Here is a 23847-nt window from a genome sequence, read left to right on the forward strand (position 1 = left end):
AAATGATCTACGATTACGTCATCGTGGGGGGCGGCTCGGCCGGCGCTACGCTTGCGGGCCGCCTGTCCGAGAACCCCGCCAAGCAGGTGGCGCTGCTGGAAGCAGGTCCCGACACCCCGCCCGACAGCGTTCCGGATGTGATTTCCGACAGCTATCCGGGCCTTTCCTATTTCGATCCGGCCTTCCACTGGACGAAGCTCAGGGTCTATGCCCGCAACCCCCGCTCCAATTCCGAGGTCATACCCCCGACCCGCCTGGAGCAGGCGAGGGTGATGGGTGGCGGATCGTCGATCAACGGCCAGTTCGCCGTGCGCGGGCTTCCCGCCGACTACGATGAATGGGAGGCGATGGGCGCCGCCGGCTGGAACTGGGAGGGAATGCTGCCCTATTTCCGCAAGCTGGAGCGCGATCTCGATTTCGACGGCCCGCTGCACGGCAGGGAAGGTCCGATGCCGATCCGCCGCGTCTTCCCCGAGGACTGGGCGGGCTTTACCAAGTCGGTACTCGCCGTCACCGAGAAGGACGACCCTTACAGCGAGGACTACAACGCCTCCTTCGGCGACGGCTCCTTCCCGCTCCCTTTGGCCAACGAGAACGACCGTCGTGTCTCGACCGCGATCGGTTATCTCACCCGCGAAGTGCGGGCCCGCAAGAACCTGCATATCTTCGCCCACACCCAGGTCGAAGGGCTGGAGATCGAGGGCAGGCGCGTTACCGGCGTCAATGCCCGTACGGCAGACCGGCCGCCGGAACTCTGGCGGGCGCGCGAGGTCATCCTGTCTTCCGGCGCGCTGCACACGCCGCCGATCCTGCTGCGTGCCGGTATCGGCCCGGCCGCGGACCTTCGCGCGCTCGGCATTCCGGTCGTCGCGGACCTGCCGGGTGTCGGCGCCAATCTGATGGATCACCCGCATCTTTCCGTGGGCGCGCATTTCAAGCGTTCCGCGCGGCTCAAGCCCGGCCAGCGCCGCCACATCTTCCTCGGCGTGCGCTATTCCTCCGGCTACGACGGCTGTTCGTCATCCGACATGCTGTTGATGCCGGTCAACCGCGCCGGCTGGCATCCGCTCGGCAAGGCCATGGGCGCGCTGAATGTCTGCGTGAACAAGTCCTATTCCCGCGGAAGCGTCACGTTGAAGACCGCCGACTGGCGTGACGAGCCGGTGGTCAATCTCAACCTCGGTGGCGATGAGCGCGACCTGATGCGTCTCGTCGACGGTTTCGAGCGGATATACCGCATCATGGAGGACCCGCGCGTGCAGGCGCATGTGAATACGTGGTTCCTCGCCGGCTATACCGAGGAAGCGCGCTCGCTTTCCGTCCGCAAGCTGTCGAACTACGTCAAGACCGGGACGGCGGCGCTGCTCTTCGATTATGCGCCCTTCTTCCGCGAGACGCTCCTGCGCCACAAGTTCGGCACCACGGAACGGATGCACCAGATGATGCAGAACCGCGACCTGATCGTCGATTGGGCGAAGAAGGCGGTCTGGTCGGGCTGGCATGTCTCCTGCAGTTGCCGGATGGGCGGCGACGACGATCCGATGGCCGTGCTCGATAACGAGTGCCGGGTGCGCGGTGTCGAAGGCCTGCGCGTGGTCGACGCGTCCGCCATGCCCTCCGTCATCGCGGCCAACACCAATATCACCACGATCGCGATGGCCGAGAAGGCCGCCGATCTGATCCTGAATTCCTGAACCAGATACCAAGAGGAGCCCGAAATGCGAGAGAACAAGGTCAAGACCCTTTGGTCCAAAGGCGAATGCGCCGTCACCGGCTGGCTGGCGATCCCCTCCGGCCTTTCCGCCGAGATGATGGCACAGCAGGATTTCGATGCGGTCACGGTCGATATGCAGCATGGTTGCGCGGACTATTCCGACATGCTGTCGATGCTGCAGGCGATTTCCACCACCGACAAGACGCCCTTCGTGCGCGTGCCGTGGAACGATCCGGCGATCATCGGCCGCGTGCTGGATGCCGGTGCCTTCGGCGTGATCGTGCCGATGGTCAACACTGCCGCGGAATGCCGCGCCTTCGTCGAGGCCTGCCGCTACTATCCCGAGGGCGGCCGTTCCGTCGGCCCGATCCGCGCGGGCCTCTACGGCGGTGCGGACTATTTCGCCAATGCCAACAAGACGGTCATCACCATGGCGATGATCGAGCATAAGGACGGCGTCGCCAATCTGGACGAGATCCTCGCCACGCCGGGCCTCGATGCGATCTTCGTCGGCCCGTCGGATCTTGCCGTGTCCATGGGATACACGCCCGGCTTCGATCCGAAGTGGGGCGACGTGAACGAAGCGATCGCGTTGATCGCCGACCGTTGCATCAAGGCCGGCGTCGTTCCGGGCATCCATGTCGGTTCGGTCGAATACGGGCAGAAGATGCGTGACCTCGGTTACAAGTTCATCGCCTATCTCTCGGACTTCCGCATGCTGCAGATCGCCTATTCGCGCGCGCTGCCGTCGTTCCGTGCCGGCAAGCCGGCGCCGGACGCGCCCTGAGGCGGATAGGATCGGAGCGGGAAGATGACACAGCCGCGTCGCAGCGAAAAAGTGATCGTCATCGGTGCGGGCATCATCGGTGTCTGCGCAGCCAACGCGCTTGCTGACGAAGGCTTCGCGGTCGAGGTCGTCGACCCGCTCGACCCCGGCAGTCCCGGACAATGCTCCTATGGCAATGCGGGAGGGCTTTCACCGGGCTCCTGTATTCCCAATGCCATGCCCGGCATCGCAGCCCAGGTGCCCGGCATGCTGCTCGATCCGGAGGGGCCGATCGGGCTGCGTCTCCTCGATCTTCCCCACGCCCTGCCGTGGCTCCTCCGATTCCTCGCCAATTCCCGCCTTTCGCGCGTGAAGCGCATATCGGACGGGATGATCGCGCTGAACCGGCTCACGCTCGCCTGCTATGAGCCGCTGGTGAAGGAGGCGAGCTGCGAGGACCTGATCCTTCACCGCGGCCAGCTTTTCGCCTACGAGAACCCGAAAGGCCCGGAAGGCAGTGCGCTCTCCATCGCCATGCGGCGCGAGCGCGGCGTCAGGGTCGAAGTCCTCGATGCCCGCCAGATGCGGGAGCTGGAGCCGGCCATCTCGCCGGCCTATCGCGCCGGCGTCTTCCTGCCGGAGCAGGGCCAGTGCCCCAATCCGGGCCGGCTCGTTTCCGCCATCGCGCGGCTTGCGTCGGGCAAGGGCGCTGTCTTCACCCGCCAAAGCGCAAGGGCGCTCGTGCTGGAGAGGGGCAGGGTGGCGGGCGTCGCGACCGAGGCCGGCGTGATCACGGCCGACAAGGTGGTGATCGCCGCCGGTGCGTTTTCCGCGCCCTTCGCCCGGCAGGTCGGCGTGCGCGTTCCGCTGATCAGCGAGCGCGGCTATCACATCATGCTGCCCAATGCGGACACGGGCCTGAAGGTCAACGTCAACGCCGCCGAGCGCAAGTTCGTCGCCGCGCCGATGGAGGGGGGACTGCGCCTTTCCGGCACGGTGGAATTCGCCCGGCCGGAGGCTGCGCCGAACTGGCGGCGGGCGGATATCCTGCTCAGCCAGGCACGCCACATGTTCCCCGGAGCCGACCTCGGCGGCATGGAGCGCTGGATGGGCAACCGTCCCGGCACGCCGGACAGCATCCCGGTCATCGAGGTTGCCCCGCGCCACGACAACGTCATCCTCGCTTTCGGCCACGGCCATCAGGGCCTGATGGGCGGATCGGTGACAGGCCGCCTGGTGGCGGAGCTTGCCGCCGGTCGGCCGACCTCCATCGACATATCGCATTTCCGCTCGTCCCGGTTCTGATCGGGCCCGCGCGGCAACACGGCCATGCGCCGGACAAGGAGAAACCGATGTATGAAGAAACAATCGACCTGCTGATCGACGGCGTTTTCCGCAAGGGCAGCGAGGGCAAGGGCCAGCCGCTCGTAAATCCCGCGACCGGCGAGGAGATCGCCACGGTGCCGCATGCCTCGGCCGCCGACCTCGACGCAGCGCTCGCCGCTGCCGATCGCGCATTCGGCCCCTGGAAGGCGCTGCCGGCGGTCAACCGCTACAAGATCATGATGAAGGCCGCCGACCTGATCGACGAGCGGCTGGAGACCATCGCCCGTGTCCTGACCATGGAGAACGGCAAGCCGCTCGCCGAGGCCAGGGGCGAGGTCGCCTTCTCGGCGGAAGCAACGCGCTGGTATGCCGAGGAAGGCAAGCGCGCCTATGGGCGCATCGTGCCAGGCCGCGTTCCGGGCCAGCGCCAGATGGTTTACAAGGAGCCGGTGGGCGTGGTTGCGGCTTTCGCGGCCTGGAACTTCCCGGCCTCCAACGTGATCCGCAAGATATCCGGCGCGCTTGCGGCCGGCTGCTCGATCATCCTCAAGACCGCCGAGGAAACCCCCGGCACGGCCGTGGCCTTCGCCCGCTGCTTCCAGGATGCAGGCTTGCCGAAGGGCGTGCTGAACCTCGTCTTCGGCGTGCCGGACGAAGTCTCGCTCCATCTTCTCGCTTCGCCGATCCCCAGGAAGGTGTCCCTTACCGGCTCCACTGCCGTGGGCAAGCTCCTGCAGAAGCGCGCCGCCGACACGCTGAAGCGCACGACGATGGAACTTGGCGGCCATGCCCCGGTGCTGGTCTTTGCGGATGCCGACGTGGACCACGCGGTGGCGACGCTCGCCGCTGCCAAGTTCCGCAATGCCGGGCAGGTCTGCACCTCGCCCACCCGCTTCTTCGTGCATGAGAGCATCGCCGGTGCCTTTGCCGCCGGCATGGCCGCGAAGGCCGCGGCGCTGAAGCTCGGCAACGGGCTCGATCCCGAAACACAGATGGGACCGATGATCGCCCCGCGCCGCTGCGATGCCATCCAGTCGCTGGTCGACGATGCCGTCGGCAAGGGGGCCGAACTCCTCGCCGGAGGCGAGCGTCTGGACCGGCCGGGCAATTTCTATGCGCCGACCGTGCTTTCCAACGTGCCGGAAAATGCCCGGATCATGTTCGAGGAACCTTTCGGCCCCGTCGCCTCCATCGTGCCGTTCTCGACCTTCGATGAGGTCATCGCCCGGGCGAACGCTCTGCCCTACGGGCTTGCCTCCTTTGTCTTCACGAAGGACGGGGCGACTGCGCGTGATGCGGAAATGGCGCTGGAGGCCGGTCTCGTCGGCGTGAACCACACGATGATCTCGACCCCCGAGACACCGTTCGGCGGCGTCAACGAATCTGGCTTCGGTTCCGAGAGCGGTATCGAGGGGCTGGAAGCCTTCCAGCGCACCAAGTTCGTATCCGAACTGTTCTGAAATATCCCGATGAGACGGTGGGGTATCCTACCGCTTTCCGGCAGGAGGAAAAATGACCGACAGGACCACGCCCAGGATATTGATCGTCGATCTGGTGGGCCTTGCCATCGGTCCGGACGGGCTTCCGGATCATTCCGCCGTCAAGGCGCATGTGGAGGCCCGGGGCGGCGTTTTCCATGAGGGCTCGGCGCGTGCCATGCCGACCCCCGAGCCCGGACGGGCGCACTTCTATTACCAGCCCATGCTCTCCACCGAGGCCGAACTTCTGGCCGAAGCGGGAGACGGTCTCTACGATGCCGTCATCGCCGCGGCGACGTTCCTGCCGAAAGGCACGCGCTTCGATCTCGGCGGCGTCCGGATCGGTACAGGAACCGGCAATATGGGTTCGGCCAGCTGGGGTGGCGGTGATGGCCAGGGCGGCGTTGCGCCGCTGATGAACACGCCCGGCATCAATGCGCGCGCCACCGCACAGATGGTGATGAAGGCGCTCCTCAGAGTGCGCCCCGACCTGCCGGTTGACGAGATGAACGCGCTGGTGGCTGCCGGCCGTTTTGACACCGGGACCGATCTGGTCCGCTTTCCGACCGCCAAGCTGGAAGGCCGGACATTTGCGGTGATCGGCTATGGCAATATCGGCCGGGAAGTGGCAAAGCTCGCCCGGGCTTTCGGAATGACTGTGCGCATCTTCGCCCGCCCGCGCCATAGGATGTGGATCGAGAGCGAGGGCTTTGTCTATGCAGCCAGCCCCCTTGAAGCCGCGGCGGATGCGGACGTCCTTTCCGTCCATGTCGGCCTCGGATCGCTCGGGTCGAAAGGCCATGCTAATGCCGGGCTGATCGGTGCGAAGGTGCTATCGGCGCTCGCCGAGGGGGCTGTGCTCATCAATTACGATCGCGGCGAGCTGGTCGATATTCCGGCTCTGGCCGCCGCCCTTTCCTCGGGGCGCGTCTCGTACGCCGCGATCGATGCCGATCTCTTTTGCGACGCGTCGAGCGGCGCGCTGTCCGGCCCAATGGCTCCCTATCTGTCCCTCTTGTCGGAGCACGGCGCACGGCTGTCGCTGCTGCCCCATGCCGCCGCGGATACGGATCACCCGACCCGTGTGGTGGGGGCGATGCAGGCGGTCAATCAGATCCTCGATGCGATCGAGCGGCGCGTTGTCCGCAATCTCAGGGGCGATCTGCCCGAAGGATACACCGACGCCGGAGCCCGGACACCAGCCGGACTTGGCGGCGTGACCGCAGGCCATCTGGAGGAATTGCGTTGCGACAAGGCCCAAATGGAAGCGCTACACACCGCCGCGCAAGGCGTTCTCTTGGCGTTGGACAGATTGGCGAGTGAAGGTGTACGGACAGCGGGTAGCAATCTGTTGCTCAAGAGCAATATCCTCGCCACGCTGCTGCGAGCGCAATCACTGGAGGGACCGTTCTATGGTTTATCTGAAACAGAGTGAAGGCTGTTAACTACATAAGCTTTTCGGAGACTGCTGTCTTGCCGGAGCCGACTGGGTCGCCGATGCCGACGCGCAGGCGACCGTTCTTCGATGTCATGGAAACTCCCTTGGAATGAAGGCCCGCTCAGAAGAGTCGGACCGGCAGGGTTTCGTGCCGAAGCCTCACGATCTCCGCCTGCATGACGCCGGAACCGAGACCGTCGCGTGTTGAAGCGACCGCCGCCGCTGCAAACGCGACGATCCACGTGTCTAACATCGTCAGAACCGCGACACCACGGCGCTGGCCGACAGCGCCGCAATGGATGGCGACCGAAACGAGGTTCGACGCGACCGCGTACGGATTCATCGATGTCCATATGTTGCGAGCTTTCCAATAAAATCTTGCAGGATCGGGTTTCGGTTCACCGTGTAGACATAGCGCATCTGATGGCGCGACCGATCGACAGCGTAATGCAGGTCGTCGGTCAGGATAGGGGTGGGTATGAGAACGCTTGGCGCCCAGACAGGGTCGAGCACCCAGGCGGTTGCGCCCATGTCCCAGATCTCTTTGGCCCAACCGGTGTGATCATCGCTGTAGCCCTTGAAGCGCATGGCGAGAAAGCGGCCGATCTCGCCATGCGGTTCGACATAGCGCTCGATCTCCGGCACGGTGCTGTGCAGAATCGATGTCACGCCCTCGCAAGGAACAAGGACCAGCGGTACACCGGAATCGAACAGCACCTGCACGCCGCCGATATCCTGTTCGAGATTGAATTCGGCCTGATGCTGCCAGTCAATGGCATGGCCGCCGAGCCAGATGACGACGATCCGGTCGATGATGTCGGGAGCCATGAGCAGGGCGGAGGCGACGTTGCTGATCGCGGCGATGGCGACGACATGCAGCGGGTTCTCGGGTGATGCGCGCCGTGCGCGGGCGATCAGGTCGTCGACGGCGGGGGCGGCGACAGGTCGTTTCTCGCGGCCGACATAGCGGGTGACGCCGCGATGCACGAGGCCTTCATGGGGAATGGAAAGCCGTTCGAGCAACGCGAGGATTTCCTGATAGCTGAGTTCCATGCCTTCTGCCGGATCGCATGTTGTTTCATTGACGAAGGGCGCGGCATAGATCGCCTCGACCGTGACGCGCTCTGGCGACAGCAGTGCATGGACAATGGCGAACTGGTCGTCGATCTCGTTGAACGTGTCCGTATCAATGACGATGCGACGTTTGCCGGAATGAGGCTCAAGCATCGCCAGACGATGGCCTTCGGAGAGGGACATGGGATTTTCCTTTGGTTATTGGGCGCTACGCAGGCGTCCGGCGACGCCGCGCAGGATGCGATCGAGATTTATGGCAAGCAGGCAGAAGACGAGGCCGGCAGTGACGCCGAGGCCCGCATCGGCCTTGCCGAGCGCGATATAGATCTGCTGGCCAAGCTCGGCGGTGCCGACGGTGGCGGCGATCGGCAGCATGGTGATGGCGGCCATGATCACTTGGTTGAGGCCGAGCAGCAGGGCCGGTCGAGCCGTTGGCAATTGCACGAGAAATGTGCTCTGGAGCGGCGTGCAGCCGAGTTGCCGGGCCGTTTCGAGAAGTGTTGGCGAAACATTGCGCAAACCCGTCTCGGTATAGCGAATGGCCGGCACGACAGCGTAAAGCGCAATCGCAATCAGCCCGGCAAACTCGCCGACCTTGAAGAACATCAGGGCCGGAATGAGGAAGACGAATTGCGGCATGGTCTGTAGGGCATCGTTGACGGGGCGTAGCAGGGCCGAGAAGCGGTCGCTACGTGCGGCCAAAACTCCGAGAAGCCCGCCGGCAAGCGCACAGAGCGCCACGGCGACGACGACCAGATAGAGCGACTTTACGAAGGGCACCCAGAGACCCGTTGCCAGCACGAAGGCGAGGCTGAGGCCGGTGAAGAGTGCCAGCCGCAGTCCTGCAGCCCGCCACGCCGCCCAGACTGCCAGCGCAATTGCAGCCGGCCAGGGAAAGGCGACGAGCCCAGTATAGAGAAGCGCGGCGAGGCAGAGGATTGCCGCAGCTGCCGAGGGCCGGCCCTTCGTCATCTGCCGGAGCGCGAGGAGAAGCGCCAGCGCGGCATATGCGGCCGCGACGGCCGGCGTCATGGAAAAGCCCCAGGTGATGGGCAGTACGGCCCCGACCAGGCCGACGCGCAGCGGCAGAACGAGATAGAAGAGAACCGCGTTCTTGATCGCGTCCAGAACGTCGCTGTAACGTGCTACGAAGCCGAGAAGCACCTCGTTGATCAGGCCGAAATCGACGATGCCGCGCGTCTCGTTCCAGCCCTGGAGCAGCTGAGGCGCGGCCAGCCGTGCGACGGCGCCGAGCACGAGCGCCGCGCCGGCGACCGCGAGGACGGCAGGCCAGCTGAGCCCGCCTATCCGGGTGCCGGACGTTGCAGGAGACCGGAAAAGGCCGGCGGTGATGCGGTCGACGATCACCGAGATCAGGACGATGACTAGACCGGCCAGCAGGCTCTTGCCGAGATCGGCCTGTCGCAGGCCGCTGAGCACAGCCCAGCCGATATCGTCGAAGCCGCCGATGATCGAGGCGGTGATGACCATGCTGAGCGCGGCCATCGTCGTCTGGTTGAGACCGAGCGCCAGCATGGGGCGAGCGGAGGGAAGTTCCACCCAGACAAGTCGTTGCCAGGTGGAGCAGCCGCTCATTTCCGCGGCTTCGAGGCGCTCGTGCGGAACTTCGACGAGACCGCTGAGAGTACAGCGCGCCATGGGCGGTATCGCGTAGATCGCGGTGGCGACGAGCCCGGCGATCGGGCCGAAGCCGAACAGTAGGAGCAACGGCAGAAGATAGGCGAAGGCCGGGAAGGTCTGCATGAAATCGAAGGCCAGCTCCAGCCCCTGGCGCAGCCGCGGCAGGAAGAAGGCGCCGAGCCCGAGTAGGAAACCGAGCGAGACCGACAGCGGCACGGCGAGTATCACGAGCGACAGTGTTGCCATGCTCTGCATCCAGAAGCCGGCCAGCACGATATAGACGACCGCGGCAAGGACGAGGGCCGCGAGGCGGATGCCGCCTGCCTTGAAGCCGATCAGTGCCACCGCCAGGGCAACGACCGGCCAGGGCAGGAATTGCAGGATACCGATCAGCGTGGAAAGAAGCGCGCCCGCAAGCTTGCCGATAAGGCTCGTGACCGGCTGGATGGCGGGAACGAGCCAGCCGAGAAAGGCGTTGACGCCAGCCGGCACGGGTATCGTCCAGTCGGCAGGGAAGGCGGCGATAGGCGGCACAGCCTTGGCAGCGGCAAGACTAGCCAGCATCAGTGCAGGCATGGCCGCCATCTTCAGGAGGGCGGATGCGGAGGGACGTGCATTTCCAGGTTTCATGCGGGTATCGCCCGGTCGCTACCGAAAAAGCCGCTCATTTCCGCTGCCGATATCTCGCCGACGCGGTTTCCGTCCGCATCGCAGATGCTAACCGCGGCCGCGCCGCCCAGAAGCGTGGGCAGGATGTCTTCCAGCACATCCTCGGTCGTGAAACGGGGCATTGCCTGTCCGTCGCCGGTTACCGGCCGCATCACATCGACAGCGCGGATCACCCGGAGCAGCGGTACGTCGCGCAGGAATTCGGCGATATAGCCGTTTGCCGGGGCGAGCGCGATTTCGGCAGGCGTGCCGATCTGGACGATCGCGCCATCGCGCATGATGGCAATGCGGTCCGCCAGCCGGAAAGCCTCCTGTACGTCGTGGGTGACGAACACGATGGTCTTGCGCAGGATCTTCTGCAGGCGGATGAACTCGTCCTGCATCTGCCGGCGGATTAGCGGGTCTAGGGCAGAGAAAGGCTCGTCGAGAAACCAGATTTCGGGTTCGGCGGCAAGCGAGCGGGCAATGCCGACACGCTGCTGCTGGCCGCCGGAAAGCTGGGACGGGAACTGGTCTTCGCGTCCCTCGAGACCGACGAGTTCGGTCATTTCGCGAGCCCGCGCCTCGCGGGCAGTCCGGTCGATACCCTGCACCCGCAGCGGAAAAGCGACGTTGTCGAGAACATTCAGATGCGGCAGCAGGCCGAAATTCTGGAAGACCATGCCCATCGCCTTGCGGCGCAATTCAGTCATCCTGCCGCGGCCGACCGCAAGCAGGTTTTCCCCGTCCAGGGTAACGCTGCCGCCGGAAGGTTCGATCAGCCGGGTGAGGCAGCGCAAAAGCGTCGACTTGCCCGAACCGGACAGGCCCATCAATACGAAGATTTCGGCCTCGTGGATATCGAAGCTCGCACCTGCAACGGCGGCGAGCGGTTTGCGGCCATCCCATTCGCGTTGCAGGGCGGCCGGGTCGCCCGTTCGGGCGACGTCGGCCGCTTCCTTTGGCGGGAGACCATAGATTTTCCAGAGGTTCCGGCAGGCGAGTTTTACCGGTCTGCCGCTTGGGGAGAGGGGCGAGGAGATCATGACCATATTCCGGAGATGGCTACTTCTTCGCCGCGTCGATCCAGGGCGACCAGCGGGCGGTGTTGGCGCCGATCCAGGCGCTGACGACCGCGCCGATCTCCTTCTTGTTCTGGTCGATCTCCAGCATCATCTTCTGCTGGTCCTCGGCGCCAAGCTGGTATTGCTTCATGAAGGCATAGGCCGCCGGCCATTTTTCGCCGAAGCCGGCGCGCACCACCTTGATGACCGGCGAAGGCAGGATGCAGCGCCCGCCATCCTTTGGATCGCAGGGCGGCATGTCGAGCCAGTTCAGCTTGACCTTGGCGAGCAGCCAATGCGGTGCCCAGAAGCGCATGAGCAACGGCTTGTCGGCCGCAGCGGCGGCCTGGAGTTCTGCCACCAGCGCGCCTTCGGATCCGGCAGGAACGGCGGTCAGCGGCAGGTTGAAGTCCTCGATTTCATTTGCAGAAGCCGTCCCCCAATCAGCGGGATAATCGACGAGACGGCCGTTCGGCAGGGTTTCGGCCGTGGCCAGCGCCGCCGCGCAGGAAGGTTCCAGCAGTGCCTTCCAGTCCGGCAGGCTGGGGCAGATCGCAAGCGTCGCGTCGGTATAGGCCCAGCCGTCGCGGGCATTGAGGCCGAGATCGCCGACGGGTTCGACCTGTTTGGCCTCCAGCATCTTCGGATAAATCTCGCCGAGATTGTTGGTCCACAGCTCCGGCGTCATGTCGATGGAGCCGTCCTGCATGCCGATCCATTGCGGAAAGCTGCCGGCGGTGACGTATTGCACCTTGTAGCCGAGTTTCTCCAGGAGTTGGCCGGCGACATGGGCCGTGATGTTCTGGCCGGTCCACTCGTTGAGCGCGATGCGGATCGGCGCCTGTGCATCGCCGAGCGGCGCGGCCGTCGCCAGGTTCAGGCTCACGGTAAGGGATGCAAAGCCTGCGGCTGCCGCCAGGCAAATGGATCGAGCGCTGAGCACGTAATTTCCTCCTTCAATGCCTCACTCCTGAAGGCACCTTATTTCAGACCGGCTGGACGGTCTATAAAAAACCGTCCAGCCGGTCGAAATTTTTTCGGAAGAGGGTTTTTCTATGTGGGCTTTTTGCTATGTCTCGTCGTGTGGTTGCGGATGAGGGAGGTCGAGCAGGCGATGAAGGACGGAAAACCGGTGCGGAAAACCCGCAAGAGCGGCGATGAGATCAGGACCGCGATCGTTAACGCAGCGACCCGCATCGTCATGGAGCGCGGCGTCGCTCGCATGACACTGGCTGATGTCGCCACGGAAGCCGGAATCAGCAAGGGCGGCCTACTGCACTATTTCGCCTCCAAGGATGCGCTGATCCGCGCCATGATTACGGCGGGGCTTGATTCCTTCGAGGAAAAGACGATGGCGATGGTGGAGGTTGACCCCAGCCCAGGCTCTTATCTGCGCGCCTATATCACCACGAGCTTTCCCGCCGAAGGGGCCGACGATATCGCGGCCGCGATGATTGCTGGCATTGCGACCGATCGCGATCTTCTCGCTGATTACGCCGTGGAAAACACAAAGTGGTCGAGCCGCTTGAAGAAAGACGGGCTCGATTATTTTTATGCCGAGGTGATCCGTCTTGCCGTGGACGGGCTTTATTTCAACGAAGCGATCGGACTGCCGCAGTTCGCCCCTGAAGACCGGAAGGCCTTTCTACGGCGCCTCATGGAGATGACGTGGGAGCGTAACGGTAACGCCGGCCGCGAGAGCGTTTAGAAAAACAAGGACGCGAGATACGGCTCTTATCCGTTGAGAACTTTGCGACACATCCGCAGCATGGTGAAGCTTGCCCGCGACCGATTTGGTGCCGAGAAGGCGAGTAAACAGAGGAAGAGTTGAGTCCATGAGAGCACTTGTCCAGCGCGTTTCCTCCGCCAGCGTCACCGTTGACGGTGTGGCCGCCGGTAAGATTGGCAACGGACTGCTGGTCTTCGTCTGCGCGATGAAGGGCGACACTGAAAGGGAAAGCGAATGGCTGGCGCGCAAAATCGTTAACCTGCGCATCTTCAGGGACGATGCCGATCGCATGAACCGTTCGCTTGTCGATGTCGATGGTTCCGTCCTCGTCGTCAGTCAGTTCACGCTGGCCGCCGAGACAAAAGGCAACAGGCCCGGCTTTTCTACAGCCGCGCCGCCGGACGAGGGGAAACGCCTTTATGAGGTCTTCTCTGCCAATGTCGCAGCGCTTGGCGTTACGGTTGCGAATGGCATCTTCGGGGCGGATATGCGTGTTGAGCTCGTAAATGACGGTCCCGTGACAATCTGGCTGGATACGGTGTCCGGTTAAGGGCACGGGTTCTACGGTTCGAATCCTTGCACGCCGTCATGACGAGTCTTCGACATCCTGATTGGTGGAGGACGGAATTATGCCGGGCCAATAGAAGGCATTGGTGGTTGGACGTGGACCGAATATCGCTTGGCCGACCCGAACGACATCCGCGCCTTCTTCAATGGCCATCTCGAAATCCCCCGACATGCCCATGGAAAGCTGTGTCAGGCCGGCATGGGCCGTCACGGCGCGATCCCGCAAACCGCGGAGCAGGCGAAAGCAGGTGCGCACCCGCTCATGATCGGCGCTAAAGATCGCCAGCGTCATCAGACCACGCGGCTTGAGCCGGGGGTATTCGGATAAGCGCGCGACGAACGGCATGAGATCGGCGGGATGCAGGCCATATTTGCTTTCCTCGCCGGAGGTGTTCACCTGTACGAACACGTCGAGATCGCGATCTAGGGCATCGAGCCGGCGGTTCAGTTCCTCTGCCAGGCGGAAGCTGTCCAGCGCGTGAAACTCTGTCGCCAGCCGGACTAGATATTTCACCTTGTTGGTCTGGAGATGGCCTATGATGCTCCAGCGGATTGGCAAATCGCTCAAGGTTGCCTGCTTGTCACGAGCCTCCTGGAGCTTGTTTTCCCCAAAATCCGAAATTCCGGTAGCATGGGCGAGCCGCAAGATGTGAGCCGGGACTGTCTTGGTAACAGGAAGAAGGCGCACGTCGTCAGGGGGCCGTCCGCTACAATGGCAGGCAGTTGCGATACGCGCCTGCACGGCTTTCAGGTTCGCCGCGAATGTCGTCGTGGGATCGTTGCCGAAGCGAGCGATGTCCTCTGGCGAAAGCTCGATCTTAGATCGTGTGTTCATGCCGATCTCGCCCCGAATCAATAGGGCAACGGGAAACGCGCGACGAGCTGGCGTACCCGGCCCTTGATGTCCGGCCGGCGCGCATCGAGCGTTCCGCTACGGACAGCTTCGAGAGTGTCGAGCATGAACGCGGCAATCTGGCGATATTCATCGACACCAAAGCCGCGCGATGTCCCGGCGGCGCTGCCGACACGGATGCCGGACGTGACCATCGGCTTTTCCGGGTCGCTCGGTATAGCATTCTTGTTCAGCGTGATGCCGACTGATTCCAGCGCCTTTTCGGCGATATTGCCGGTTACGCCGATGGGACGCAGATCGACCACGGCCAGATGGCAATCCGTGCCGCCGGAGGTGATCTTCAAGCCGCCATCGGCAAGAGCCTGCGCCAACGCCTGACAATTCTCGACCACCGCCCGCGCATAAGTTTGGAACGACGGTTCCAGCGCCTCGCCGAATGCCACGGCCTTCGCGGCGATGACGTGCATGAGCGGACCACCTTGCAGACCGGGAAAGACTGCCGAATTGATCTTCTTCGCGATCTCCGCGTCATTGGTCAGGACGACCCCACCGCGTGGTCCTCGCAAGGTCTTGTGCGTGGTCGAGGTGATGACATCGGCGAAGGGAACGGGCGACGGATAGACGCCACCGGCCACGAGGCCAGCGAAGTGCGCCATATCGACCAGCAGGGTCGCGCCAACGTCATCGGCGATCTGTCGGAAGTGCGCGAAGTCCATGACGCGCGGATAGGCCGAACCGCCGGCAATCATCAGCCTGGGCCGGTGCTGACGGGCAAGCGCGGCCACCTGATCCATGTCGATGAGATGGGTTTCCGGGTCCACGCCATAGCTGACGACGTTGAACCAACGGCCCGACATGTTGACCGCAGCTCCATGAGTGAGATGCCCTCCCGCCTTGAGGTCGAGTCCGAGGATCGTATCGCCAGGGTTGAGCAGCGCGAGGAAAACCGACTGGTTGGCCTGGCTGCCCGAATGCGGCTGCACATTGGCGTAGGTGCTGCCGAACAGCCTGTTCAGCCGCTCAATCGCCAGATCCTCGACGACATCGACATTCGCGCAGCCGCCATAATAGCGGCGATGCGGATAGCCTTCGGCATATTTGTTGGTGAGCACCGATCCTTGCGCATCGAGCACGGCCTGGCTCACGAAATTCTCCGAGGCGATCAGTTCGATGGATTCGCGCTGCCGGATCGTTTCGCTGGCGATTGCGGTGGCAACGGCATTATCGGCGACGGACAACCCGGCTGCGCTCACACCTGCTTTTTTGACATTCTGGACTGCGTGCGGCGCGGCCGATGTTTGCATTGCTGATCTCCTTCAAGGTGCTGATGACTGGTTCGCCGCCGGGCTGCCTCGCGCGGCGGTGTTTCACCAGCACCTATCATGGGCGTGGTCTGCTGTTCCCCTCCGCTTGCCGCGAGTCGATCAGACCATTCGATTTGAGACGGAAACGGCCGATCTATGATTTCGATATCGCCCGGAGCGCGTTTGTCAGCTTCTTGACCGCAACCTCGATCTCGGCCGGCGTATAGGCGGCAAAGCCCATCAGGAAACCGGCCCTGGCTTCGCCGGATGCGTGCAGCGCCGACAGCCCGAGAAGTTCGATCCCGACACGTCGCGCCGCGTCGATGGCTGCGCGCTCGGATAGATCGCCTGTTAGCAAGCAGGGCATTTGTAGCCCGCCGATGGGAACGCGCGGTTCGACAAAATCCGAGAGGTGTTTGTTGACCAGTCCAACGAGCACGTCGAGCCGTTCGGCATAGATGCCGCGCATGGTGCGGACATATGCGCCGAAATGCCCGCCTTCCATAAAGCGGGCCAACGTCAGTTGCGCCATGGGAGCTGTGTGACCGTCCAGAAGCGTGCGCGCCACCGTCATCGGCTTCACCAGTTGCGGCGGCAGCACGACATAGCCGATCCGCAAGCCTGGAAAGAGCGACTTGGTGAAGGTGCCGATATAGATGGTGCGATCATGCGGATCGAGACCCTGCACGCAAGCCGTCGGCTTGCCCGCATAATGAAACTCGCTGTCGTAATCGTCTTCGATAATCCATGCCTGATGCCGGGCGGCCCATTCGATCAGGGCGAGCCGACGATCAAGCGCCAGCGTCGCGCCGGTTGGGAACTGATGCGAAGGCGTGAGGAAGACGGCCTTCGCCTTTCGTGGTTCGGCCCTGATCTGCTCGACCACGATGCCCTGCCGGTCAACGCGGATCGGCACACACTCCAATCCTGCCGCATCGAAGGCTTTGCGCGCGCCGTAATAGGCCGGGTCTTCGATGAAGATCCGATCACCGGGATCGAGCAGCATATTGGCGCAGAGCGACATGGCCTGTTGCGAACTGGTCAGCACCGATACGCGGTCGGCGGTGGCGCGCGCACCGCGCTCAAGGTTCACATAGTCGGCGATGGTGCGGCGCAGCGGCTCGGTTCCCTGCGGATCGCCGTGATGGAGGGCCTGCACGCCGACCTCCTTGCGCACCTGCCGTTCCAGCCTCTCCCAGAGCGGAAGCGGAAATGTCCGGGTTTCCGGCACGCCATGCGCAAAGGGGCGCGGGATCAACATCTCGCGCACCCCGCCGCTGCGGAACATGCCGTTGCCGCGCTTGCTGAGGTTCGGGGCCTGGTTGCGCGCGAGCGCGTCACGCTGGGAAAGACGGCGGCCGGGCGTGAACTCTGTGATCTCGGCTACGAAACTGCCGCTGCCGACACGGCGGTCGATGAACCCCTCAGCATGAAGCTGCGCGTAAGCCGTTTCAATCGTGTCGCGTGACACCCCCAACGATTTTGCGAGCGCACGCGACGCCGGCAGCGGCTTGCCCGGCCCCAGTGCGCCATCGACGATCAGTTGCCGGATCGCCCGCTGAATCCGCGCATGAAGCGGCATCGCCGCATGGGCGGGATGGGCAAGCCATGCCTTCACGGATTCGAGTTGGGAGTGCTTGAACAAATGGTCCGAATCTCTCTGGGAAAATGGATGGGCAAATCAGGCCATTGATCGGCTACTTGTCAAGGCAATTCGTCGCCTCCGCGATCCCAAAGCCTTCAGGAGTTTCGTCACGACCATGCCTTCCAGCTCATCACCCATTCGTCTCAACGATCTGACCTATCCCATCGTGGCGGGATTGATCTCCGTTATCGTCAACTATGGCGGCACCTTCATTCTGGTCTTTCAGGCCGCAAAGGTCGCGGGGCTTAGCCCGGAATTGACGGCCTCCTGGGTGTGGTCGGTTTCGATTGGCGTCGGGTTGACCGGACTGTTCCTGAGCTGGAGGTTTCGCGAGCCAATCATCACCGCCTGGTCCACGCCAGCGGCGGCGTTCCTCGTCACGGCATTGGCAACGACGCCCTATTCGGAGGCGGTCGGCGCTTACATGATCTCGGCGGTGGCCTTCGTCGCGCTTGGACTGTCGGGCTATTTCGAGAAGGTGATCTGGCTGATTCCGCCGGGCATCGCCTCTGGTCTGCTTGCGGGCATTCTGTTGCAATTCGGCATGGGCGCATTCGGTGGCGCAAGCGTCGATCCGCCGCTGGTCGGCCTCCTGATCGTCGCCTATGTCGTGTTGAAGCGCTTCTCCGCCCGCTATGCCGTGGTCGGCATCCTCGCCCTCGGGCTGGTCTTCCTGCTGACACAGGGCCGGGTCGATCTGTCGGGGTTGAAACCGGAGTTTGCTGCGCCCGTCTTCACCATGCCGGAGTTTTCGCTGAATGCACTTCTGTCCGTCGCGCTGCCCCTATTTCTCATCACGTTGACCGGCCAATACATGCCGGGAATGCTGGTGCTGCGGAATGACGGTTTCAAGACGAGTGCTAATCCCATCGTCACCGTGACGGGCCTCGGTTCTCTCATCATGGCCCCGTTCGGCTCCCATGCCTTCAACATCGCGGCCATCACGGCGGCAATCGCCACCGGCAGGGAAGCCCATGAAGACCCGCGCAAGCGCTGGATCGCCGGCATCGCGGCGGGCTGCTTCTATGTGCTGGTCGGGGTGTTCGGCGTCACGCTTGCCGCCGTCTTCATGGCCTTCCCGGCAACCTTCATCACGACGCTTGCCGGTCTGGCGCTGCTCGGCACGATTGGCGGTAGCCTCGCCGGAGCGATGGCCGATCCGACATCGCGTGAAGCGGCGCTCATCACCTTCCTGGCGTCCGCTGCCAACATCAAACTACTCGGCATCGGCGGTGCGTTCTGGGGGCTGATGATCGGCCTTGTCGCTTACATGGTTCTGAATGGCCGTCTGCCGTGCCGTGAACAAGGAAGGCGGCGGGGTTGCGGCTGTGATGCTGGCGTGAGGGAACGCGGTGAGTGACCATCGAAGTTGAAGTGAAGGCCCTTGCGAACGATACTAGACATTATCGGAGATATCTGAGGCTCAGCAATATTAGAGGCATTGCCAAAGCGCAGAAGGACAATCCTCCCAGGTGCTGGTACCCCAGGACTCCAAGTACGCTACCGAGTGCGAAGAAGACAATCGTGGCGAAGTGGAGCTTCAAGCGCAGTACAATTGCTAGCTTCTCAGTGCTCGAGTTGCCTCCTAAGAGCATGGCGATGCCAACGCCGATGTCGGTAGCGATGCCCGAGACGTGGGTTGTTCGCACACGACTACCGGAAATCCGGGTTGACGCCGCATTTTGTAATCCCATGGTTAAGCTTAACAGGCCTACTACTAGCACGCCATGTGGTGGCCGCGTGCTCAGGCTGATGACAAGCCCCACAAAGATAAGAAAAGAGGCCTCGATAATCAGTGTAAGGGCGTAGATGTTGCTGCGCTGCTGTTGTTTGCCAAACTCGATAAGAATCGAGGCAATGAAAGCGCCAAAGATGAACATCGCCACGATTGTCAGAAAGCCGAGCGCCAAGTCGGATTGCGAGACCGCAAAGAGATCGGAGGCCATCGAGACATTGCCGGTCATGTTGGCCGAGAAGTAGCGGTAGCCAAAGTAACCAGCACTGTTCACGCCGCCTGCGACGAACGCCAGAATTGAGGCCAGCATCAGGTCGGTTGCTGGTGTCCTCTTGTCACCTTCTTGGATGAGCATTTCGATTTTACATTGCTATGGATGCGGTGAGGGAACGAGCCCACGCCTCATTCCTGCGGGGCAAGATGCAACGCCAACGCTCGAAAGTCGATGGGGTCAGAGACCCATTTATGTATCCGAGAAGTGTCGGTCGCTCGGGGCTAAGCCGTCCTAAAACCGGAATGATATGTTCAGGCGAAGGCAGGTTGCCTTCGAGTTTTTGGCGGTGCGACTGCTTGGCTGCTGAGGATCCCTGCAACAGGAGCTGCACTCTTGTTGTTCGCGGCGCAGGGTCTGGCAGATGCTGGTCAGGCAGCGAATCTAGACCAAGCGTACTAGTCCGCCACAGGAGTAAAAGGGGCTGATGCGCAAGAGCACCATACGGTGCGAGCACAGGTGAGAGCGAGACCGTCATCGTGTTTGGACTATGCGTGGTTAAACTGAAGATCAGCTTGCAGCCCGTTGTCGGTTTCCCGGTTCCGCAACGAAAAGCCTATGCGATAGACATCGACGATTTCGCGGACGATCGAAAGACCGAAGCCCGAGCCGGGTGATGCCGTGTCGAGACGCCAACCTCGGCGGGTGAGATTGCCGAGTTCCTGCTCCGGCACGCCTGGGCCATCGTCCGAGATTGTGAGATGCAGCCTGGTTTCATCGCGCCACCAGCGGACGTGGATGTCGGCCTTTGCCCATTTGACGGCATTCTCGAGCAGGTTGCCGATGAGTTCGCGAAAGTCGGCTGGGTCCATGGGCACGGTCTCGGTGCTTGGGCCGTTGATCTCGAACCGCAGCCGCTCGCCGGAAGGGGAGCGCTTAAGGATGCGCACGAGCTCGCCGACGATCATGGCGACGTCGGCGTCCGAGCGGCGCAGTTGCGCGCTGGCGGTGATACGGGCGAGCGCCAGCTCGCGTTCCACGTGGTTGCGCATGACGGATGCCAGATGCTCCAGTTCGTCCGCCATGGCGGTATTTCCCTTGTCGCGCAGGGTCACGGCGTCGTTCGAGAGCACAGTCAGCGGCGTGCGCAGGCCGTGGGCGAGGTCGGCCGCGCGCTTCCTCGCCTTGCCCATCATCGCTTCCTGCGTATCCAGAAGCGCATTGACTGCCGCCACGGTGCTCTGGAATTCGCTAGGATAGGGGCCGGTCAACTGGCTGGCACGCCGCTCGCGGATGCGCACGATCCCTTCGTTCAGCGCCGCCAGCGGCCGCAGCCCGAGGGTGAGCTGCAGGATCGACGCGACGACGAGGAAGGTGCCGAGCCCGGCGACGGCCGGCAGAATGTCGCGGATGAAAGCGGTCCTGGCCTCCTCCAGCGTGCGCGCGTCGATGGCGGCCGCGATGCGCAGCGCGCGTGTCCCCTCTGGTGCGGCGACCCGCACGAGCCGTTCGAGGACGATCAGCGAACTTCCGGCTGGGCCGGGCAGCAGGTAGCGATGGACCGCGCCCTCGGCGTGCTGGTCCGCAGGCAAGGCGAGGGCCGTGTCGAACAGCGAGAGCGAACGGATGGTCTGCCCCCGCGCATCGTCGACGATCTGCCAGTAGAGCCCGCCATAGGGCGTGGCGAAGCGCTGGTCGAGCGGACTTTCCGGGCGCTGGAGCGTGCCGTCGGCGGCAAAGGACAGCGCGCCGGCCAGCGTGTTGATATGGCTGGTCAGCTCCGCGTCGATGCGATTGCTGATGTTGCTCGAGAAGAGCGAGACCAGCAAGGTGACGGTCAGCGTCAGCGCGAGGCTCACGGTCAACGCGGAAATCAGCAGGAGGCGGCTGCGAATGGAGGCGGGCCATCTCATGCGGCGGCGATCCGGTAGCCGTAGCCGCGGCGCGTCTCGATGAAGGCCTTTCCCAGCTTACGCCGCAGCCGGCCGATCAGCACCTCCACCGAGTTGCTGTCGCGGTCGAAATCTTGGGCATAGAGCTGCTCGGTTAGTTCCTGCTGGCTGACATGGCGCTCGCGGTTCTGGAACAGATGGTGCAGGCAGCGATATTCGAGCGGCGTCAGGTCGATCGGACGGTCCCGGAGCGTCACGGATTTGCTGCGCGGATCGAGATGCAGGTCGCCGGCGCTGAGCACCGGACTCGGCTCGCCAGCATAGCGGCGCAGGATAGCGCGCAGGCGGGCGAGGACTTCCGCGATCTGGAAGGGCTTGGCGAGGTAGTCGTCCGCCCCGGCGTCGATGCCTTCCACGCGCTCTTCCCAGTTGCCGCGCGCCGTTAGGATGAGGACGGGGAAGCGGCGCCCGTCCTTGCGCCAGCGCTTCAGGATAGTCATGCCGTCCATGGAAGGCAGGCCGAGATCGAGAATGACGGCGGCGAAATCCTCGCTCTCACCGCGATACCAACCGTCTTCGCCGTCGCGGGCATGGTCCACGACATAACCCGCCCGCTCCAGATGGGCGATGAGATCGCGGGCGATCAGCCGGTCGTCTTCGACGAGCAGTATGCGCATCATTCGTTCTCGACTTCGAGGATCGTGCCGCTCGCTGCGTCCATCTCGATTTCGACGAGCTGCCCCTCGGGCGACAGGACTTTGAATTTATAGAGGAAGCGCCCGTGTTTCCGGCGCGGCTCCACGCGCACGATATCGCCCTTGAATCGCTGGCGCACGATCTCGCGCAATTCGGCGAAGGGTTTGATTGTGCCCCTCGAGACCGCCTCCTGGGCAGCGTCGAGGGTGTGCCCGTCCGTATCGTCGCCGTCATCGTCCGCATGGGCGGCCACGCCGGCCGACAGGAGCCCGGCAAGGGAAAGGGCGGCGATGGACATGAGGAGGATACGCATGATCGAAGCGTAGCACGCCGAGGCTGAAATTTTGCTGACATTTCCCGTCAGCCATCGCTCAGCCACGGTTGCCTATGGTGCGTCCAGCGTCGGGGCAGGGTGCTCTGGCCGGCCACAAGGAGAAATTCCATGAAGACATTCCTTCTCGCAACCGCCCTTCTGGGCTTGTTCGCCGCCGGTGCGGCCCGCGCCGAAGATGAAGGCAAGGGTTGCAACGTGCCGAAGGACAAGTGGATGACCGAGGACGCCATGAAGGACAAGGCCAAGGCGATGGGCTTCGACGTCCGGCGGATAAAGGTCGAGAACGGCTGCTACGAAGTCTATGCGATCGACGCCAAGGGCGCCAAGGTCGAGACAATCTTCAATCCGCAGACCGGCGAGCCCGTCGGCTCGGAAGGAGCGGAATGATGGCGCCGCTCTCCCGAACCAGTGGGGCGGGGGAAAGCGTCAAGGTGTGGGACCCGCTCGTGCGGGTCTTTCACTGGTCGCTGGTCTGCCTCTTCGTTTTTTCCTTCGTTACCGGCGACGAATGGAAGAAGGCTCATATCCTTTCCGGCTATGCTATCGCCGGGCTGATCGCCTTGCGCCTGGTCTGGGGGCTGCTGGGGCCGCATCACGCCCGCTTCGCCAACTTCCTCTACGCCCCCACGACGATTCTAGCGTTCCTCCGTGACAGCCTCGCCTTCCGCGCCAAACGGTATCTCGGCCACAATCCGGCGGGGGGCGCCATGGTCGTCCTGCTGCTCGCTGCGGTGTCCGGCATCGTGACCACCGGTTATATGATGACCACGGATGCCTATTGGGGGGTCGGCTGGGTGGAGGACGTCCACAAGGTCCTTGTCTATTCGACCGTCGGGCTGGTCGCCCTGCATATCGCTGGCGTTGTTCTAGCCAGCGTCGAGCACCGGGAAAACCTCGTGCGCGCCATGGTGACGGGAAGAAAGCGCCGCGAAGGTTGATGTGCGGTTGTCTATATGGCAAAATTTAGAATAGTTCTAAATGAGTAGCCTGACGTCATCATGCAACCACAGTCGATCTGCTGAAATCGGAGATGCCATGCGCGCCGTCCACAAGGAAAGCCACCTCATCGAACGTATCGGCTGGCTCCGCGCGGCGGTGCTGGGTGCCAATGACGGGCTGATCTCGACGTCGAGCCTCATCGTCGGTGTCGCGGCGGCGACCGCGGCATCGCAGGAAATCCTCGTCGCTGGTGTCGCCGGGCTGGTGGCTGGTGCGATGTCGATGGCGGCGGGGGAATATGTCTCCGTCAGCTCCCAGGCCGACACGGAACAGGCCGACATGGCGCGTGAGCGTCACGAGCTGGCCACCCAGCCGGAGGCGGAGCTGGCAGAACTCGCCGCAATCTACGAGCAGCGCGGTGTCGCGCCGGATCTTGCCCGCTAGGTCGCCGAACAAATGATGGCGAAGGACGCCTTCGAAGCCCATGCACGGGACGAACTTGGCCTGTCGAGCCACGTAATGGCGCGGCCTGTCCAGGCGGCGCTGACGTCGGCGGCGACATTCGCGACGGGCGCGGCCCTGCCGCTGGCGGTCGCCCTGCTGGCGCCGTCGGGAACGGCCGTCTGGGCTGTGTCCGTTGCCTGTCTCGTCGGGCTTGCCGTCCTCGGCGCGATCGGCGCGCGTGCGGGCGGCGCGGGCGTCTGGAAGCCGACCGTCCGGGTCGTCTTCTGGGGTGCAGTCGCCATGGCGTCGACTGCGGCCATCGGCGCGCTTATCGGCCGGGCGATCTGAT

Annotated in this window: 22 protein-coding genes and 2 pseudogenes; 11 read left to right on the plus strand and 13 right to left on the minus strand. The window is 63.4% G+C overall.

The features are described from left to right. Nucleotides 1-2: 2 nt before the first annotated feature. Genes ACZ48C_RS17150 through ACZ48C_RS17170 form a run of 5 tightly spaced genes read left to right on the plus strand, consistent with a single transcriptional unit; the run spans nucleotide 3 to nucleotide 6719 of the window. Nucleotides 3-1694, plus strand: a complete 1692-nt coding sequence (locus tag ACZ48C_RS17150; protein ID WP_464783403.1) for a GMC family oxidoreductase — start codon at nucleotides 3-5, stop codon at nucleotides 1692-1694. Between the two features lie 24 nt (nucleotides 1695-1718). Next, nucleotides 1719-2501, plus strand: coding sequence for an HpcH/HpaI aldolase family protein (locus tag ACZ48C_RS17155; RefSeq protein ID WP_464783404.1), 783 nt, complete (start codon nucleotides 1719-1721; stop codon nucleotides 2499-2501). Nucleotides 2502-2525: 24 nt separating this feature from the next. Continuing rightward, nucleotides 2526-3785, plus strand: a complete 1260-nt coding sequence (locus ACZ48C_RS17160) for an NAD(P)/FAD-dependent oxidoreductase (protein WP_464783405.1) — start codon at nucleotides 2526-2528, stop codon at nucleotides 3783-3785. A 47-nt stretch (nucleotides 3786-3832) separates the two neighbouring features. Next, nucleotides 3833-5266, plus strand: a complete 1434-nt coding sequence (locus ACZ48C_RS17165; RefSeq protein WP_464783406.1) for an NAD-dependent succinate-semialdehyde dehydrogenase — start codon at nucleotides 3833-3835, stop codon at nucleotides 5264-5266. 52 nt (nucleotides 5267-5318) lie between these two features. Then, complete coding sequence (locus ACZ48C_RS17170) at nucleotides 5319-6719, plus strand: NAD(P)-dependent oxidoreductase (RefSeq protein WP_464783407.1); 1401 nt, start codon at nucleotides 5319-5321, stop codon at nucleotides 6717-6719. Between the two features lie 16 nt (nucleotides 6720-6735). Here the strand turns inward: ACZ48C_RS17170 and ACZ48C_RS17175 are convergent. The 6 genes and pseudogenes from ACZ48C_RS17175 to ACZ48C_RS17200 form a co-directional block, all read right to left on the minus strand. Next, nucleotides 6736-6816 (minus strand): annotated as a pseudogene (locus ACZ48C_RS17175) (urease accessory protein UreG); the annotation flags it as partial. 27 nt (nucleotides 6817-6843) lie between these two features. Then, on the minus strand, nucleotides 6844-7065 hold the full coding sequence (locus tag ACZ48C_RS17180; RefSeq protein WP_119254756.1) for an urease accessory UreF family protein: 222 nt from the start codon (nucleotides 7063-7065) through the stop codon (nucleotides 6844-6846). Further along, on the minus strand, nucleotides 7062-7979 hold the full coding sequence (locus ACZ48C_RS17185) for a nucleoside hydrolase (RefSeq protein WP_464783408.1): 918 nt from the start codon (nucleotides 7977-7979) through the stop codon (nucleotides 7062-7064). The genes ACZ48C_RS17180 and ACZ48C_RS17185 overlap by 4 nt, the downstream gene beginning before the upstream one ends. Nucleotides 7980-7994: 15 nt before the next feature. Further along, complete coding sequence (locus tag ACZ48C_RS17190) at nucleotides 7995-10067, minus strand: ABC transporter permease (protein WP_464783409.1); 2073 nt, start codon at nucleotides 10065-10067, stop codon at nucleotides 7995-7997. Beyond that, on the minus strand, nucleotides 10064-11131 hold the full coding sequence (locus ACZ48C_RS17195) for a quaternary amine ABC transporter ATP-binding protein (RefSeq protein WP_464783410.1): 1068 nt from the start codon (nucleotides 11129-11131) through the stop codon (nucleotides 10064-10066). Before ACZ48C_RS17195 ends, ACZ48C_RS17190 begins: the two co-directional genes overlap by 4 nt. Before the next feature lie 19 nt (nucleotides 11132-11150). Further along, nucleotides 11151-12035 (minus strand): ABC transporter substrate-binding protein, encoded by an 885-nt coding sequence (locus ACZ48C_RS17200; RefSeq protein WP_464783411.1) that lies wholly within the window; start codon nucleotides 12033-12035, stop codon nucleotides 11151-11153. A gap of 207 nt (nucleotides 12036-12242) precedes the next feature. On the opposite strand from ACZ48C_RS17200, the gene ACZ48C_RS17205 reads away from it, so the two are divergent. Both ACZ48C_RS17205 and dtd read left to right on the plus strand, forming a co-directional pair. Continuing rightward, nucleotides 12243-12857, plus strand: a complete 615-nt coding sequence (locus ACZ48C_RS17205) for a TetR/AcrR family transcriptional regulator (RefSeq protein ID WP_464783412.1) — start codon at nucleotides 12243-12245, stop codon at nucleotides 12855-12857. A gap of 127 nt (nucleotides 12858-12984) precedes the next feature. Beyond that, nucleotides 12985-13428, plus strand: coding sequence for a D-aminoacyl-tRNA deacylase (gene dtd, locus ACZ48C_RS17210; protein WP_464783413.1), 444 nt, complete (start codon nucleotides 12985-12987; stop codon nucleotides 13426-13428). 36 nt (nucleotides 13429-13464) lie between these two features. On the opposite strand, the gene ACZ48C_RS17215 is transcribed toward dtd, so the two are convergent. From ACZ48C_RS17215 to pdxR, 3 genes are all read right to left on the minus strand, one after another. Further along, nucleotides 13465-14280: a YggS family pyridoxal phosphate-dependent enzyme gene (locus tag ACZ48C_RS17215; protein ID WP_464783414.1), complete on the minus strand. Its 816-nt coding sequence runs from the start codon at nucleotides 14278-14280 to the stop codon at nucleotides 13465-13467. A 17-nt stretch (nucleotides 14281-14297) separates the two neighbouring features. Continuing rightward, entirely contained in the window at nucleotides 14298-15602 is a 1305-nt protein-coding gene (glyA, locus tag ACZ48C_RS17220; protein ID WP_464783415.1) for a serine hydroxymethyltransferase, read from the minus strand. 154 nt (nucleotides 15603-15756) lie between these two features. After that, the gene (gene pdxR / locus ACZ48C_RS17225) at nucleotides 15757-17247 is read right to left on the minus strand and encodes a MocR-like pyridoxine biosynthesis transcription factor PdxR (RefSeq protein WP_464783416.1); all 1491 of its coding nucleotides are present in this window, start codon (nucleotides 17245-17247) and stop codon (nucleotides 15757-15759) included. A gap of 115 nt (nucleotides 17248-17362) precedes the next feature. On the opposite strand from pdxR, the gene ACZ48C_RS17230 reads away from it, so the two are divergent. Further along, nucleotides 17363-18607: a benzoate/H(+) symporter BenE family transporter gene (locus ACZ48C_RS17230; RefSeq protein WP_464783947.1), complete on the plus strand. Its 1245-nt coding sequence runs from the start codon at nucleotides 17363-17365 to the stop codon at nucleotides 18605-18607. A gap of 43 nt (nucleotides 18608-18650) precedes the next feature. On the opposite strand, the gene ACZ48C_RS17235 is transcribed toward ACZ48C_RS17230, so the two are convergent. The 4 genes from ACZ48C_RS17235 to ACZ48C_RS17250 all read right to left on the minus strand — a co-directional run bounded on the left by ACZ48C_RS17235 (nucleotide 18651) and on the right by ACZ48C_RS17250 (nucleotide 22094). Continuing rightward, complete coding sequence (locus ACZ48C_RS17235) at nucleotides 18651-19337, minus strand: YoaK family protein (protein WP_464783417.1); 687 nt, start codon at nucleotides 19335-19337, stop codon at nucleotides 18651-18653. A gap of 404 nt (nucleotides 19338-19741) precedes the next feature. Further along, nucleotides 19742-21106 carry a sensor histidine kinase gene (locus ACZ48C_RS17240; protein WP_464783418.1) on the minus strand — a complete coding sequence of 455 codons (1365 nt, stop codon included), beginning with the start codon at nucleotides 21104-21106 and terminating at the stop codon, nucleotides 19742-19744. Beyond that, nucleotides 21103-21762, minus strand: coding sequence for a response regulator transcription factor (locus ACZ48C_RS17245; protein ID WP_464783948.1), 660 nt, complete (start codon nucleotides 21760-21762; stop codon nucleotides 21103-21105). The genes ACZ48C_RS17240 and ACZ48C_RS17245 overlap by 4 nt, the downstream gene beginning before the upstream one ends. Next, on the minus strand, nucleotides 21762-22094 hold the full coding sequence (locus ACZ48C_RS17250) for a PepSY domain-containing protein (RefSeq protein WP_119254767.1): 333 nt from the start codon (nucleotides 22092-22094) through the stop codon (nucleotides 21762-21764). The genes ACZ48C_RS17245 and ACZ48C_RS17250 overlap by 1 nt, the downstream gene beginning before the upstream one ends. A 129-nt stretch (nucleotides 22095-22223) precedes the next feature. Between ACZ48C_RS17250 and ACZ48C_RS17255 the strand changes: the two genes are divergently transcribed. From ACZ48C_RS17255 to ACZ48C_RS17265, 3 genes and pseudogenes are all read left to right on the plus strand, one after another. Continuing rightward, on the plus strand, nucleotides 22224-22502 hold the full coding sequence (locus tag ACZ48C_RS17255; RefSeq protein WP_119254768.1) for a PepSY domain-containing protein: 279 nt from the start codon (nucleotides 22224-22226) through the stop codon (nucleotides 22500-22502). Beyond that, on the plus strand, nucleotides 22499-23053 hold the full coding sequence (locus tag ACZ48C_RS17260) for a cytochrome b/b6 domain-containing protein (RefSeq protein WP_464783419.1): 555 nt from the start codon (nucleotides 22499-22501) through the stop codon (nucleotides 23051-23053). The genes ACZ48C_RS17255 and ACZ48C_RS17260 overlap by 4 nt, the downstream gene beginning before the upstream one ends. A 97-nt stretch (nucleotides 23054-23150) precedes the next feature. Continuing rightward, nucleotides 23151-23846: pseudogene (locus ACZ48C_RS17265) on the plus strand (VIT1/CCC1 transporter family protein). The last annotated feature ends 1 nt before the right edge of the window (nucleotide 23847 follow it).

Source organism: Shinella sp. 1A1, assembly GCF_055379515.1.